The organism is Dyadobacter sediminis (assembly GCF_005860765.1).
Taxonomy (GTDB): Bacteria; Bacteroidota; Bacteroidia; order Cytophagales; family Spirosomataceae; genus Dyadobacter; species Dyadobacter sediminis.
On the sequence record NZ_VCEI01000029.1, the window covers coordinates 130,485 to 144,560 of the forward strand.

At 41.3% G+C, this 14,076-nt stretch carries 15 protein-coding genes; 4 read left to right on the plus strand and 11 right to left on the minus strand.

Annotated elements, in window-relative coordinates; translation table 11 throughout:
* The first annotated feature begins 23 nt into the window (after positions 1–23).
* Together FEM55_RS19985 and FEM55_RS19990 are read left to right on the plus strand one after the other, a co-directional pair.
* Entirely contained in the window at positions 24–1,502 is a 1,479-nt protein-coding gene (locus tag FEM55_RS19985; protein ID WP_138283173.1) for a RagB/SusD family nutrient uptake outer membrane protein, read from the plus strand.
* A gap of 188 nt (positions 1,503–1,690) precedes the next feature.
* Entirely contained in the window at positions 1,691–3,637 is a 1,947-nt protein-coding gene (locus FEM55_RS19990; RefSeq protein WP_171036617.1) for a glycoside hydrolase family 20 zincin-like fold domain-containing protein, read from the plus strand.
* Positions 3,638–3,747: 110 nt separating this feature from the next.
* Here the strand turns inward: FEM55_RS19990 and FEM55_RS19995 are convergent, their stop codons facing one another.
* The 9 genes from FEM55_RS19995 to FEM55_RS20035 all read right to left on the minus strand — a co-directional run bounded on the left by FEM55_RS19995 (position 3,748) and on the right by FEM55_RS20035 (position 10,970).
* Positions 3,748–4,491 (minus strand): SDR family NAD(P)-dependent oxidoreductase, encoded by a 744-nt coding sequence (locus FEM55_RS19995; protein WP_138283175.1) that lies wholly within the window; start codon positions 4,489–4,491, stop codon positions 3,748–3,750.
* A gap of 68 nt (positions 4,492–4,559) precedes the next feature.
* The gene (locus FEM55_RS20000; RefSeq protein ID WP_138283176.1) at positions 4,560–5,471 is read right to left on the minus strand and encodes a dihydrodipicolinate synthase family protein; all 912 of its coding nucleotides are present in this window, start codon (positions 5,469–5,471) and stop codon (positions 4,560–4,562) included.
* An 11-nt stretch (positions 5,472–5,482) separates the two neighbouring features.
* Entirely contained in the window at positions 5,483–6,400 is a 918-nt protein-coding gene (locus tag FEM55_RS20005) for a DMT family transporter (protein ID WP_138283177.1), read from the minus strand.
* Positions 6,397–7,530, minus strand: a complete 1,134-nt coding sequence (locus FEM55_RS20010) for a mandelate racemase/muconate lactonizing enzyme family protein (protein ID WP_138283178.1) — start codon at positions 7,528–7,530, stop codon at positions 6,397–6,399. Before FEM55_RS20010 ends, FEM55_RS20005 begins: the two co-directional genes overlap by 4 nt.
* A complete protein-coding gene (locus tag FEM55_RS20015) occupies positions 7,527–8,483 on the minus strand; it encodes a 3-hydroxyacyl-CoA dehydrogenase family protein (RefSeq protein ID WP_308420237.1) in 957 nt (318 codons plus the stop codon). The genes FEM55_RS20010 and FEM55_RS20015 overlap by 4 nt, the downstream gene beginning before the upstream one ends.
* A 32-nt stretch (positions 8,484–8,515) precedes the next feature.
* Positions 8,516–8,896, minus strand: coding sequence for a RidA family protein (locus FEM55_RS20020; protein ID WP_138283179.1), 381 nt, complete (start codon positions 8,894–8,896; stop codon positions 8,516–8,518).
* Positions 8,897–9,003: 107 nt separating this feature from the next.
* On the minus strand, positions 9,004–9,801 hold the full coding sequence (locus FEM55_RS20025) for a creatininase family protein (RefSeq protein ID WP_138283180.1): 798 nt from the start codon (positions 9,799–9,801) through the stop codon (positions 9,004–9,006).
* A gap of 365 nt (positions 9,802–10,166) precedes the next feature.
* Positions 10,167–10,553 carry a hypothetical protein gene (locus FEM55_RS20030; RefSeq protein WP_138283181.1) on the minus strand — a complete coding sequence of 129 codons (387 nt, stop codon included), beginning with the start codon at positions 10,551–10,553 and terminating at the stop codon, positions 10,167–10,169.
* A 144-nt stretch (positions 10,554–10,697) separates the two neighbouring features.
* Positions 10,698–10,970, minus strand: coding sequence for a hypothetical protein (locus tag FEM55_RS20035; RefSeq protein WP_138283182.1), 273 nt, complete (start codon positions 10,968–10,970; stop codon positions 10,698–10,700).
* Positions 10,971–11,227: 257 nt separating this feature from the next.
* Between FEM55_RS20035 and FEM55_RS20040 the strand changes: the two genes are divergently transcribed.
* Positions 11,228–12,523 carry a YihY/virulence factor BrkB family protein gene (locus FEM55_RS20040; RefSeq protein WP_138283183.1) on the plus strand — a complete coding sequence of 432 codons (1,296 nt, stop codon included), beginning with the start codon at positions 11,228–11,230 and terminating at the stop codon, positions 12,521–12,523.
* Between the two features lie 79 nt (positions 12,524–12,602).
* Here FEM55_RS20040 and FEM55_RS20045 read toward each other — a convergent pair whose 3' ends face one another.
* Entirely contained in the window at positions 12,603–12,917 is a 315-nt protein-coding gene (locus FEM55_RS20045) for a hypothetical protein (protein ID WP_138283184.1), read from the minus strand.
* A 332-nt stretch (positions 12,918–13,249) separates the two neighbouring features.
* On the opposite strand from FEM55_RS20045, the gene FEM55_RS20050 reads away from it, so the two are divergent.
* Entirely contained in the window at positions 13,250–13,441 is a 192-nt protein-coding gene (locus FEM55_RS20050) for a hypothetical protein (RefSeq protein WP_229209350.1), read from the plus strand.
* Between the two features lie 99 nt (positions 13,442–13,540).
* Here the strand turns inward: FEM55_RS20050 and FEM55_RS20055 are convergent, their stop codons facing one another.
* Positions 13,541–13,894: a hypothetical protein gene (locus FEM55_RS20055; protein WP_138283186.1), complete on the minus strand. Its 354-nt coding sequence runs from the start codon at positions 13,892–13,894 to the stop codon at positions 13,541–13,543.
* Positions 13,895–14,076: the final 182 nt, after the last annotated feature.

Sequence of the window (14,076 nt, forward strand, 5' to 3'; positions counted from 1 at the left end):
AATACATTTAAAATATTCAATCAATGAAATCCTATAAATTTTACACAACACTGCTCCTGCTTTTGGCAGGCTGCAAAGAGAATATTATAGATCTTGTTCCGGTAAGTACTCCTACAACCGAGACTTTCTACAAAACCAGTGACGATATGATTAATGCACTTAATGGAGTATATTATATACTAAGAACTAACGCGGCTGCTTCAACTGAATTTTTTTATGGCGATATAGCTACTGATGATGCCAGAGCTGTGCCTGGCTATCCAGATCATGCCGATTTCGATAACTTTACACTGAACCCTACTGCTACAGCACCGATCAATGGGCGCTGGAATGATGCGTATAAAGGTATAAGCCGTGCCAATATTCTGCTCGAAAAAATTGAGGCCATTTCAATGGACAACAATTTGAAAAACAGAATTATAGGTGAAACCAAATTCCTTAGGGCTTATTACTACTTTAATCTTGTGAAGGTATATGGTGATGTGCCATTAATTTTAAAGGAATTAAAAACGCCGGATGAGGCGTATACATATGGACGTGAGCCGGCTTCAAACATTTATGCACAAGTAGAAAAGGACTTTAACGATGCCATTCCTCTCTTGCCTGCCAGTTACCCGGCTGCTGAACTGGGCAGGGCAACAAGCGGAGCTGCCAAAGGAATGCTGGCCAGAGTTCTCATGTACGAAAAGAAATTTTCACAGGCAGCTCCTCTTCTTAACAGTATCATTTCTGAACAAGGCGAAGCCAAATATCAACTACTTCCAAATTATGCAGATGTGTTCAGGTATGATAATGGAAATAATAAGGAAATACTTTTTGCTGTACAATATACGCCCAACGCGGTGGTTAGCGGGCAAGGCTCTCCTCCAACATCTACTTTTGGACCCATAACAGGAGCAGATGTTCCGCTGTTTGGTTCGAATGCCAACCAGCCTACATTGGATATTTATAATGCATTTGAAAAAGGAGACTTGCGCAGAGATATTTCCATTGCATTTACAACCGATGCCAACAAGATGACATATGTTAACAAATTCATCAATAAAAGCGTGCTTTTACGGGCTGAAGATGGCACAGACTATCCCGTTTTAAGATATGCTGATATCCTGTTGATGTATGCGGAATGTTTGAATGAAGCGGGTACTCCCGCGCTTGCCTTGCCATATATTAACCAGGTCAGGGAACGGGCATTCGGAAATAACGCGCATAATCTTCAATCAACGGATCAGACAGCAACCTCTACTTACGTGTCTGGCCAAGCGGACTTGAGAGAAAAGATTCTGAAAGAAAGACGGTTGGAACTTTGCTTTGAAGGGTTGCGGTTTTTTGATTTGCTCAGAACCGACCATCTGGAATCTGTCTTGAATAATTATTTTACAAAAAATCAAGTAACGTTAAACGGAGCAATTATCCAGATTGGAGCCAACAACAAGCTGTTTCCAATCCCACAGGCTCAAATAGATGTTAATCCGTCGAAGATCAAACAAAATCCTGGATACTAATTATTAGTTGGATGATGAACCGGAAAAAAGTAATAATTTATATTTCTCTGTTTATACTCTTACTACAAAGCACCTATTCTAATGCTTTGCAACAGGATGAATTCGAGAGATATTTTAAGTTACTGCCAAAACCACAGAAAGTTGAGCTTACTAAAGGAAAACCGCATTTTTTTAATGATCTCAGGTTTTTGAATCTGAAAGGATTTACTGAAAAACCTGTACTTGGTGAAATACTAGCTGTGCTGCCAGTGCAGGACTCTGTTAAAGAAGGAACATTGACTCTGGAATTATCTTCCGATCCCATTTTACCTGCTTCTTCAGAAGGTTATATGCTTGAAATAAATGGAAGCCAGATTACAATCAGGTCGAAAGGAAAAGCAGGAATTTTTTATGGTTGCCAGACGCTTGTTCAACTGTTAGAAGATGCTCGGGATCAGCACGTATTAATTCCTGCCTGTAAAATTACCGACTTCCCGGATCTTGACTGGCGAGCAGTACATCTTGATTTGAAATACCACCTAGACGCCGGAAACTATTACTATGATCTGATTGACAGGCTTTCACATATCAAGGTTAATGCAATTATAGTCGAGTTTGAAGATAAATTACGATATCGAAAGAACCCGTTGGTTGGGGCCAGTCATGCCATTTCAATTGAAGAATTTACTGCGCTCAGCAACTATGCCAAGGATCGTCATATCGAAATCAGCCCACTGGTTCAGGGATTAGGACATGCTTCCTATGTATTGAAACACGACATGTACAAGAAGCTGCGTGACAATCCAAAGTCAGACTATGTTTTTGATCCTTTAAACCCGGAAACCTACAAGTTGCAGTTTTCGCTCTATGAAGAAGCTATGGCCGCAACGCCCCATGGAAAATACCTGCATGTGGGCGGTGATGAGGTTTACAATCTTGGAATGTCCGAACGCTCCAAAAAGTCTGGTTTAAAACCTTTCGAGTTGCAAATGCATTGGTTGAACAAGGTAAGTAAATTTGCCATTGAGCATAACCGGATTCCTATCTTTTGGGATGATATGCTTTTTTCATTATCGGGCTTATACAACACCATGCGGGATCCGATACCCGAGGAAAAAGTGGAAAAAGTATGGAATGAAAATGAACACAGACTCCGGGAAAATGTTGATCTTTTCCCGAAGAAATGTATTTACATGCGATGGAGTTATTGGGAGCCGGGAATATTGGGAAACCTGAAAGCCATGGATTGGCTGAAATCCCATAATTTCAATGTAATGGCTGCTACTGCTGCTCAGGATATGTCTCCGATGCTGCCACGGAACAATTCCAACTTTCTGCCTATAAAGGAATTTTGTAAAATTGCTGTTGATAAAAAGCTTAATGGAATATTGTGTACAACCTGGGAGGATTCTTCTCCGCATTTTGAAACGTTCTGGCGAGGACTTTATGATTTCGGAACACTAAGCTGGAATTATGAAGATATTCAAGTTCATGAGGCGCATGCCTTGTTCCGCCATCGTTTTTATTCTCCTGCATTCAGTGAAGTTTCATTTGAATTTCAGGATGATCTGGAACAAGCTCTTTCTTTTTGGGATACTGCTCTTATTGATCAGGATATGCCTGTTAAACTGGATCGCGGCCGCGGTGGCCGCATCGTATTTCCCAAAGTAATTGATCTGATTGAACTCCCCGATTCTCTTCAAATTGGAAAGTGGAGTAAAACCTATGCCCAGAGAATTATTATGGCACAACGCGAACTTTCCCGGTATGATTCAATAAAATCGAAAATTGGAATTGCTGAAAAGCTGGCAATCAGAAACAGTTACTCTGTTTCTCTGATGAAACAAATTAATGAACTGCAAATTTATCCCGCCAAGTTAATTTTACTTTTAAACAAGTATGACATTGCCACAGACAAGAATGAAAAGAAGATTGCACAAAGAGAAATCAGGGAATATGTAGCTAATTTTAAAGTAATAAGGAAATCTTTTGAAGATGTATTTTCTAAAACCCGTTTTATTAAAAATCCGGACGATTACATCAGAGATCAGAACAGTGGCAATATGCTGGCCAATGGCACCAGCAACAGTGACTGGATGCACGTTTATGAACTGGCTATGAATAAGCAAATCAAAAGCTGGCTGTCTGTTAAATAATCATTTGTAAAACATAAAGCGATGTCTGACTATATTTATATATACAACAGACATCGCTTGTTTTAAAACTGATTTATTAAAAATCTGGCTATGAAGCTGATTTTAAAGCATTAGTAAGTTGCTCTTCCGCCGGAAAGATCAAAAGTAAAGCCTGTGGTAAAGCTGCTTTCCTTGGAAACAATAAATGCTGCCATGTTTGCAACCTCTTCCAATGTGCCGCAACGTTTCATCGGTATTTTGTCCGTCATGTATTTGACCTGTATTTCAGGCATGGCATCCACAAGCGGGGTTTGTATTACTGCCGGAGCTAAAGCATTTACAGTAATGCCGCTTTCAGCATATTCCTTTCCCTGAACCTTCGTCATGCCAATAATAGCAGCTTTGGAAGCAGAATAAGCAAGCATTCCGGCATTTCCTTCTTTTCCTGCAATAGATGAAATATGTAAAATACGCCCATAATTGTTAGCCAGCATGTACGGTAAAACCATTTTTGAAGTATAAAAGCAACTCATAAAATTGACATTGAAAACCAGTTGCAGGTTTTCAGAACTTACTTCATGGCTTCTGAGATTGGTCATACCCGTAATCCCGACACAATTAACAAGAATATCTACTTTTCCAAACCGGTCAATGACTTTATAAACCGCATTCCGAACCTCATCTTCATTTGTTACATCGAGACCGACAATTTCGCTGTGATCTTTATATTCTGCAAATTCATCCCTCAGCATGCTTTCATTTATATCCAATAAGCCTGCATGTACGCCTTCATTTAACAGTTTATGTGCAATAACCAATCCTAGTCCGGATGCTGCTCCTGTAATGATTGCTACTTGCTTGCTGAAATTGCCCATTTTACTATATTTCTTTTGATTGTGACAAATGTGGTTGGATTCAAAAGTGTATTACGTCTTTTTTATAATTATAATATATTGATAATCCTTTGGTTAAGCTCTTTTATATAACGGATAGATGACGGATCAGGAATGTAAGCTGCTTTTCTTGAAATACTGTTTTTCAAGACCCCTCTTGCTATCAGCAGTTCTTTTTCGGCATAATGGAAAAGCTCCATGTTTTGTAATGCAAAAAATATTTGCGGCATCACTTTTTCGAAAAGGTCAAATGCTTTGCCATGCTCTCCCTTGGAACGAAGGTCAAATACATTTTGAAGAATATCAGCAACTGCCAGCCCGGGCATTACACCTGCAATCCCGATCGGAATCAGTTCCAGCATATACAATCCGCCCCAACCTTCAAAAAGACCGACTTTACCGCCTGTAGCTTTGATGATATTTTCAAATTTCGGAGCACATAAAGGTTCCTCCAGTTTAAGGTATTTAAAGTTGGCATGCGCATGCATCAGATCTTTTATAAATTCCACACTGACTGAAGATCCTCCGGGGTTAAAATCCTGGATAAGAACCGGCGTTTCAGGAACAGAATCAAGAAAATGTGACAAATATTCTTTCAGGGCATTTTCGGGTAAGCCAAAAATCCTGGGTACTGCCAGTGAAATCACATTTGCGCCCGCATGAACATTGGCCTTAGCCAAACTGATTGCAACATTTAAAGCAGGATGGTTGCATTGTGCAACAATTTTTAACCGGCCCGCTGCTTGTTCCACGGCAATACGTACAACCTGCAATTTCTCCTCATCAGTCAGTTTGTAAAATTCACTTGCATACGCCGGCAGGCATACAGCTTTTACTCCGCTCGTTATAGCAAAATCAATCAGGCGACGGAGTGCATCTTCATCAATTTCTTCTTTTTCATTAAAGGGAGTAGGAACAATTGGTACAACCCCGGAAAGCTCATTTTCAAAGTTTCTATTCATGACTTATGTTATTAATTGATCAATTTCCTTTGTTGCGCATTTTTATCAACGATTGTCAAAATCAGTGTTGAGGCAAGCACCAGAATACCGCCGATCACGGCCTGACTGTTCAGCGTTTCACCAAGGACAAATGCCGCAATCGGTAAACCCATGAAAGTGATCAGATAGTTGGACAATGCTACTTGCGTCGCGTCCAGTGATTTAAGTACCTTGAAAAACATGACCATGGACAAAAAGTTATGAAACAAGGTCAGCGCTATCATTCCGGTCCATGTTTGAGAAGTAAAATGAGGAATTTTTGAAAACATTTCCGGCTCATAGTATACGACGAGCGGTGCAAGAAGTACAACCATTACGAGATAGGTATAAAAAACCATTTCCACTTCGGTGTATTTCCCTGCAATCTGTTTACAGCCGACATTGTAGTAAGCGTTTCCTACAATAGCCAGAAAAATAAGCAGGTTTCCCGAAGCATAATCCGAGCTAAGGTCCATTTTCTTGATATCATCCGTTGAGCAAAGCAGTACTCCGGCAATTGCAACAATGAAACTCAGCCACCTTATTTTATTCATTTTTTCATTCAACAGCAGAAATGCAAATACGGCTGTGACAACAGGCAGTGCGAGCGCAAGAATAGCAGCATTGCTGGCCAGAGAATACTGTGTTCCCCATGTCATTAAGACCTGAGAAGGAAATGCACCCAAAATAGCCAGCTGAACGAAAACCACAACATCTTTTATCTTCTTGTCACCTTTTTGAAAATTTCGTATAACGGAAGGTGCCAGAAAAAGGGAAGCTACTAACATGGGCGCCCAAACGGTAAAGTAAGGCCCGACTTGCTCCTGAGTAAGTTTGATACAAGTAAATTGAAATGACCAGATCAGGTTACAGGCAAAAAGAATCAGCCATGACAGAAATGCTTTTTTCATCGGCCAAGAGATATATACTGGCCTGTCTGGTACTTTTCAATTGCTTTCTTATCCAGCTCGATTCCCAATCCGTGACCTTGCGGTACTTTTGCAGCTCCGTTTTGAAAATTTACAGGATCAATAATCAGATCATCCTCGCGCACCAGCTCACCAAAAATGTCGGAAGGCATGCTGCAGTTAATGCTTGCGGCTGCGATATGAAGGCCCATGGTTTCCGAAATCCCTAAATCTACTTCCGATCCGCGCCAGCAGGATTTACCTTCCAGATGAGCAATTTCAGCAAGCAATATGCAATTGAAAGCGGATCCATTGAAGTTGTAGCCATCTGCCGCATCCGCTCTTATATATGCAATGATATCTCTGATATCCTGCGTATAGGGAAGCGAGATATGTCTGAATATCGGAATTCCCAGATTTTCTTTCAGGAACTTGAATGCGTTAATATCACCATGCGGTACAGGATCTTCCAGGCCAAACATCATGTCAGGATCAACACCATTCATCAGCTTCATCGTTGTTTCCTTGTCATTCCAGCGTTGATTGGGGTCCAGCAGTACTTTGATTCCCTGATTACATTTTTTCTTTATTTCCTCTATCCACAGCTTAACGGGATCCTCATCAGAGCATTTGAATTTGAATACAGAATGACCTTTCTGCATAGCTTCAAAGGCCTTCGTTGCAGCATCTTCCGGTGTTCGCCTTCCGGTCCAGCCCATACAAGCGACAAAATCACGGTAGCTGCCTCCGAAAATTTGATAAACAGGCACTTTCAATATTTTTCCGACAAGATCCAGAACAGCACATTCAAATGCTTCATACATCCGCTGATCATCAATCGGAAGTCTTCGCCAGTTCATTTTAAGAATGTCCGTGCCCAGAAACGTGTGCATACCTTCCCTGATACGTTCAGCGGAAGCATTTCTGTACGTTTCGCCAATTCCAGTCAATCCATTTTCAAGTTCCAGTTCAATAATCCATTTGGGTTGGTTGGCAAAATCTGTCCAGCTTTCTCCTGTCAGGAATTTTTTTGCAAACTCAGAACTGTTATCAGATACCGATTCTGAATTTAGACTTCCGGGCTTTGCAGGTACGATTACTTGTGTTGCTTTGATTGAGGTTACAATGGTCATTCCGTTTCAGTTTGAGAATATTTTTCAGCCAGCCTTCTTATGTCATAGCTGAACTCAATGAATTTTTTCTCCCATCTGGCAGCCGTTTCTGTGGTATAAGGGTAGAATCCATTTGCATTGCTTATTCCTTTAGCTCCATTACCGACTATTTTTCTCAGCAAGTCCGGTGATTGGACCGCACGGTTCAAATCCGGGGCAAGATCCTCCATCACGGTCAGATAAGCCGGAATGCCCGTCAGATCCATAAACCGGAACGGGCCGGCAAAGGTCATCCAGTAGCCCATGTCATTCCGTAGCGATCTGTCCACATCCTCAACCGTTGCATATTCATTTTCTACCAGATAAAATGCTTCCCGAAGCATCGCATACATGATCCGGTTTGTTATAAATCCTCTTATATCTTTTTTCAATAAGGAAGGTTCTTTACCCCATGTCTCAGCCAAGACAATAAAACGGTTTGCATAGTCTGCCTCTGAATGCTTGCCGCATATCACCTCCATAAATCGGGTAATGTGTGCGGGTTCAGCCCAGTGAATGCCCAGCAAGCGCTGGGGGTATTTCAATTCACCTTGTAAAATCGAGACCGGAATGGCAGAAGTATTGCTTCCGATAATGGCCGTTGGTGAAATGACAGTTTCAAGGGATTGAAAAATTTGCTTTTTATCAGAAACACTCTCCTGAATGGATTCCAGGACAACTTCATGACCTGCGAGCAACGACACATCATCTGTAATTGTAATTCTTTGTATAACTGCTTCAGGTATTTCTTTTAACAAACCTTCTGCATACATTTCCTTTAAAAACACAAGGATCCGTTTCAGTGCATTTTCCCTTTCTTCGAGGTTTTTCACCAAAGATGTAACTTCATGTCCGGCTGCCAGAATACAGGTTGCAATGCTGCTCCCCATCAATCCGAGACCTACTGTTCCGATTCGCTGTTTTTCAATCATCATACTCAGTTCAGGTAAGCGTTTTTATAACCTTATTACGGAAAAACAGCAATGGCATCAATTTCCACTTTGATTCCATCTGCCAGCACAGACTGAACCGTTGTTCGTGCAGGACGTATTCCGGTAAAAATGGAAGCATAGGCCGCATCGAACCGGTCAAAATCGTTGATTTCACTCAGGTGTACCGTACATTTTACAATGTCTTCCATGTGCCCGCCTGCCGCCTCCACAATCTTCTTGATGTGAGCCAGCGTCAGCCATGTTTCTTCTTCAATTGTTCCGTGTATCACTTTGCCCGATGAAAGATCCAGCGGGCCTTGTCCGCTGATAAAAAGGGTTTTATCAACCAACACGCCTGCGGAATATGCTCCGGTATTTACAACTTTATCCGGATGTTTAATTTCTTGTCTGGACATATCAAACTGGCTTTTTCATACTAACTGATTTTAATTTGAAGCTTTTTTCACCTTTCAACATCTGATATTTACAGCAGCATTTTCACTACATAACATAGTCGGAAGTGTCATTCCTTTTTATCAATACGCCCCAGAAGCGGCCAGCTGTGAAATGCTGTAATGAACGTTTCAAGTGCCTGAACTGCTTGGTTAAAGAGGATTTCGCCTTTTTCCGCGGTTGCCAATTGCGGTTCTCCACTGTTCCCGTTACTGGATACGATCGAGGTTTGTTTAAACAAAGTCACTCCCCGATAAGGCTCGTCGTCTTCCCAGGCTACATAGCCGTTACTTTCCGGGCGCACAGATCGCTCCACATTTTCCATTCGGACCTTATCGGGAAAAAGATGCAGCATGAGGCTTGTTTCATATTCGCAGGCATGGCTTAGTGCCGGACTTTGCATCGGAAGCTGGCCGGCAAACGATTTTCCGGCCAGTTCCCAGTATGTCACCAACGCGATGTTAGGTTTGAGAGAGAAATCATACTGGCAGCTTAGCATAGCCAATGCCTGTTTCACCGGCGTTATATTCCCGCCATGACCATTTAAGAGCACTATTTTTCTGAACCCGCTTTCAACAAAAGACTTCACAAGATCCACTATGGTTTGCGTATATAACAACGGGTTCAAACTGACCGTACCTCCGAATGAAAGATGATGATGGCTGGACCCGAAAGGCAGTGTCGGGCAAAGAAGAATTTCATTGGTCATCCGCATTTCCGTTGCCAAAGCCAGGCGTGTTACAATATCCGTATCCGTAGAAACTGGCAAATGCAATCCATGTTGCTCCGTAGCTCCGAGCGGAAGCACAATGACCGCTTCTTCCGTCAGTTGGTTAATAACCGGATAACTCAGATTTGAAAACAGCATTTTCGAGTATACTCTGATTGTAATTTCAGGAATTCAGAATCAACTTTATTCATTTTGGAACCCGCAATTCATATGGTCAAAATTATAGATTGCTCAGATACCGGAATTATGCTTTTCAAGTGTTTGTATATACTTTTTTGATCATTTAAATCAAAAAAGTATGGGGCAATCAGCAGAAAACGTGCAGCAGAATAAGCCATGCATACAAAAAAACCGGTGAGAACCGGACGTCCCGAATCTGCCTTGTAAAGTGGCTTTCCGGCTAATACATGGAAGTAAAGTGTGAGGCAGAGTTTCATAAAAAAACCCGCCAGAACAAACTGGCGGGTTCAGAGTACATCGGAATGTAGTTGCTTTTGGCTAAATCAGTTCTTTTTTGCTTTTGAAGAAGCATCTGCTTTTTTATTGCTTCCGTTTTCACTTCCTCTCTGCAAAGGTCTCTGCAAAGGGCCGGGTGCCTTTGACCCTGCTTCGTTACCGTGCGCTTCGTTACCTTTCTTGCCTGTTCCCGAACTTGCATTGGAACCGTTCACCTGGCCTGCTCTGCCCGCCTGCGTTGCTGTATTGTTGTTATTTTCATGATTGGCGCCCTGAGTAGTTCCCTGCGTATCCGTTCCGTTGTTTGCCTGGTTGTTGCTGCCTTCATTGGCGGTTCCGGCTTGCTTCGGATTGGTTGAGTTGGTCGTTGACTGTGCAAATGCTGCTCCTGAAACTGTCAGGATAAATATCATGATGCTTGCTATCTTTTTCATGTTTGCTGATTTTTATTAAAATGGGAATCTTGATGATACATTACCTGCTTTAAAAATCATTCCAATACTTAAAAACCTCAGGTTCCGGTCTGTTTTCACTGCCGTACTCCGGAAAGTAGGCTTGTTATGGTCGGGCATCCGGCCTTATTCATTTCTTCCTTCTTTAAGTTCCCGCTTTTTGGCAATGGAATCTGCATCTGCATCCGGACCGCCTTTTCTTACCGCCGGCGTACTGTTTATATTGGGATCACTTTGAGGAATACTCTTTCTTAATTCAACTGAATTGGTATCTTTTCCGACTACTGCCGGATCTGTTGTACGATTGTTATTTTCATCATCGGATTTGGGTGTGCATGCGTTCAGATTTATGATTGTGAATCCAATGACAATGGCTAAAATGGTTCTCAGCTTTTTCATTTTTTCTCTGTTTACAGTTTGATGACATTTGATAAGAAAAAACCAGCATATAAAATCGTACCCAGCCTTTGCAGCTTGCTGATCGTCCTGTTTTTTACAGACGAGGTGCTTATTCCATTCATTTTTCCGGAAAGGATCATTGAAAAAGGCAATATGCCCTGCTTTCCTTGCAATATGCCCTGTTTTAGCCATCTGGCATGAATATTGATAATTCGGTAACGCATTTGAACAGTCAAATTTCTATCATAACTGAAAATATGGCCAAGATAAAATTTATAATTTCCCTGATAAAAGACAGCGCCAGCGAATTTGTTGAGGATAATTGCATGAAACTAAGTGCTGCTTTATCCTATTATACGGTATTTTCAATGGCTCCCATGCTTCTGGTCATCATCTCGATTGTGAGTATCGTATATGGTAAAGAGGCATTTCAGGGTGAACTTTTCGGGCAGATCAGCGGCCTGGTTGGAAAACAGGCTGCTGCCCAGTTACAGGAAATTATTAAGAATGCCGAACTGTCAAATAAATCGGGCATGGCTGCAACGATCGGTATTGTTACCTTGCTGATTGGTGCTACGGGTATATTTGCCGAAATTCAGGATTCGATCAATTATATATGGTCTATAAAATCAAAGCCTAAAAAGAGCTGGCTTCAGTATCTTAAAAACCGGCTTCTTTCCTTTTCCATTATCATTACTTTAGGATTTCTGCTTATCGTTTCACTAGGTGTCAATACAATGGTTGATCTGCTGAGCAGCAGGCTGGAGCGTTACTTTTCCGAGGTTTCCGTCATCCTTTTTTCAGCACTGAATATTGCTTTGGTACTTGTCATTATCACAGCACTGTTTACCGTTATTTTCAAGATTCTTCCCGATGGCCATGTGCGCTGGAAAGAATGCCTGGTCGGAGCTGCTTTTACTTCTGTTCTGTTTGCAATCGGTAAATTTGCAATCAGCTTTTATCTTGGGAAGCAAGATCTTGGCGCATCTTACGGCACTTCTGCCTCTATTGTTATCCTGCTTACGTGGATTTACTACTCATCCATCATTTTGTATTTTGGCGCCGAATTCACAAAAGTTTATGCAAAAACCGACGGCACAGGCATTTCCCCCAATGAGCATGCCGTACTGATGATCAGAAGAGAACAGGTAATACAAACGCCGGATATGCCGCAACCAATTTCTGGACATGCACTGAATGACTCTGGTGACGGAACAAAAGCCAAAGATGAAAAGAAAAGCCTGCTTGATACGGCAAGCAGCTTTCTGGATGCCAAGTTTCATGCCATTACCGTTGAAATAAAAGGCAGGCTTGCGGAGCTGGCAACGCCTGCATCATATTACGCATGGATTGCAGTGCTTGTCTTTATGGTTGTAATTTCCCTCATTCTTTTGCTGGGACAAATCCTGAATGAATTGTTTGACAGCAATTACCTCGGCTATGTAACTTTACTTGGCATTGCCATCATTGTGATGATACTGGGCTTGAAGTACCGTGTCAAAAGCATAGAGACGATCCGTAAGCTGCTCATGAAAACAGATCATAAGGCGTAACTTGTTTGAATAAAACAGAAATAAAAAAGGACAGCTTTAAAAGCTGTCCTTGGCATTAACTGCTGATGAAGGTATGTGATTATTGAAAATTCTGCTTTTGAATAACCCACATCCAGTTTGTAGGCCACAAGTCAGAATTTATTTTTTCGTGACTTACCAGTTCCTCGTTAACCATTTCATAGCCGATCAGCTTCCCTCCCTGGCTTTCTACATCCGCTCTTGCATAATCCTGCAACTGTATCCAGAATTCCGGAGAAATCAACTTCTCTGTAACAAAACCCACTTCTTCCCATTCGGGATCTGATGCTTTACTGACATATTTCAGCAGCAAATAATGCTTGAAACTGTCATTATTAAACGATAAAACAACACGCCCTTTTTTATCATGTACCATGTTCACGTAAATTTAAATAATCATACAGGTTGCTTGAAATCAGTTAATTCGTACACTAATATACATGGTGATTACTACAAATATCGTATTTGAGAAAAAATATTTTTAAATCGCTTTGTCTAAATACTAGTTATATAAAAAATTACAATTGTAATATTATTTCTATATCTTTATTATTAGTATTTTGGGTATTCGGAAAGGCTTAAAGCAGATTCCGATATGGCACAGCATTTGCATTGTACAATCAATATCAAAATCTATATAATTAACTAATGGTTACGTTGAAGTTTGTCAGAGATGACTGGGTGAAAGAAAAAAACGGATCCAGGCTTATGCAAATTGATGAATACCAGATTGTTGAAATTGTAACTTTTGAAAATGGCAATCTCTCCATGCCTGTGGTCAAAAGAGCTTATAATGGAAAAGTCTGGTGCACCTGGATTAATGAAAACAAGGCAGTTGTTACTCAGCCTTTTTGGGAAACCGATTTGGAAGCTGTGTCGCAACGCAGCGCCCGGGTATAGAAAATCAAATTATAACAATTGAGAGTTAATACGCTATTGATAACCAAATGCCAAACCCCGGGCAAAACAAGTTTGACGGAGGTTTGGCTTAAAATCACATCACGGCTTCCTTATCGAATCGGTTCTCGTATTGATTAAAGCTGTATCGGCATTCATTCCTCTTCTCTTGTTTTTACGGCGACTTACTTTATCGTTTTTTGTTGCAGAAGGCATTAAAGTGTCTTTGATTATTGCACCGGAACTTACTTGTCCTTTGATCAGAGTATCCTCGGAAGGTGTATTTGCAGGCCTTACAGGGGTCTGCGGAGCAGCAAACTCCTCCTTTTTTTCACTTGTTGGTGTCGTAGGAACCGAAGTTTGTTCCGGGGTGGATTGCGGCGTAGTCGTTTGGGCATAAGTAATGCCGGTTGATGCAAGCAATGCTGTTATTATGAGTACGTTCAGATTTTTCATTGTCAGCCTGTTTTCAGATGATCAGGAACCGATTCCGATCCCTGATCAATGTTATCCAAAAGCATTCCAGCTTTTGGATTCATCTGTAATCTGAAAAAGGTCTCCGGACCAAGCCAGGTATAACGCATGATGCAGGCTTACGGGCTGTAAAGCAAGAATATGAGCATTATATTTTAACACTT

Bases quoted from the DNA above. Each gene is read 5' to 3' on its own strand.
- FEM55_RS19985 (WP_138283173.1), top strand. From the start codon at position 24: ATGAAATCCTATAAATTTTACACAACACTGCTCCTGCTTTTGGCAGGC.
- FEM55_RS19995 (WP_138283175.1), bottom strand. From the start codon at position 4,491: ATGGGCAATTTCAGCAAGCAAGTAGCAATCATTACAGGAGCAGCATCC.
- FEM55_RS20000 (WP_138283176.1), bottom strand. From the start codon at position 5,471: ATGAATAGAAACTTTGAAAATGAGCTTTCCGGGGTTGTACCAATTGTT.
- FEM55_RS20005 (WP_138283177.1), bottom strand. From the start codon at position 6,400: ATGAAAAAAGCATTTCTGTCATGGCTGATTCTTTTTGCCTGTAACCTG.
- FEM55_RS20010 (WP_138283178.1), bottom strand. From the start codon at position 7,530: ATGACCATTGTAACCTCAATCAAAGCAACACAAGTAATCGTACCTGCA.
- FEM55_RS20015 (WP_308420237.1), bottom strand. From the start codon at position 8,483: ATGATGATTGAAAAACAGCGAATCGGAACAGTAGGTCTCGGATTGATG.
- FEM55_RS20020 (WP_138283179.1), bottom strand. From the start codon at position 8,896: ATGTCCAGACAAGAAATTAAACATCCGGATAAAGTTGTAAATACCGGA.
- FEM55_RS20025 (WP_138283180.1), bottom strand. From the start codon at position 9,801: ATGCTGTTTTCAAATCTGAGTTATCCGGTTATTAACCAACTGACGGAA.
- FEM55_RS20030 (WP_138283181.1), bottom strand. From the start codon at position 10,553: ATGAAAAAGATAGCAAGCATCATGATATTTATCCTGACAGTTTCAGGA.
- FEM55_RS20035 (WP_138283182.1), bottom strand. From the start codon at position 10,970: ATGAAAAAGCTGAGAACCATTTTAGCCATTGTCATTGGATTCACAATC.
- FEM55_RS20040 (WP_138283183.1), top strand. From the start codon at position 11,228: ATGGCCAAGATAAAATTTATAATTTCCCTGATAAAAGACAGCGCCAGC.
- FEM55_RS20045 (WP_138283184.1), bottom strand. From the start codon at position 12,917: ATGGTACATGATAAAAAAGGGCGTGTTGTTTTATCGTTTAATAATGAC.
- FEM55_RS20050 (WP_229209350.1), top strand. From the start codon at position 13,250: ATGCAAATTGATGAATACCAGATTGTTGAAATTGTAACTTTTGAAAAT.
- FEM55_RS20055 (WP_138283186.1), bottom strand. From the start codon at position 13,894: ATGAAAAATCTGAACGTACTCATAATAACAGCATTGCTTGCATCAACC.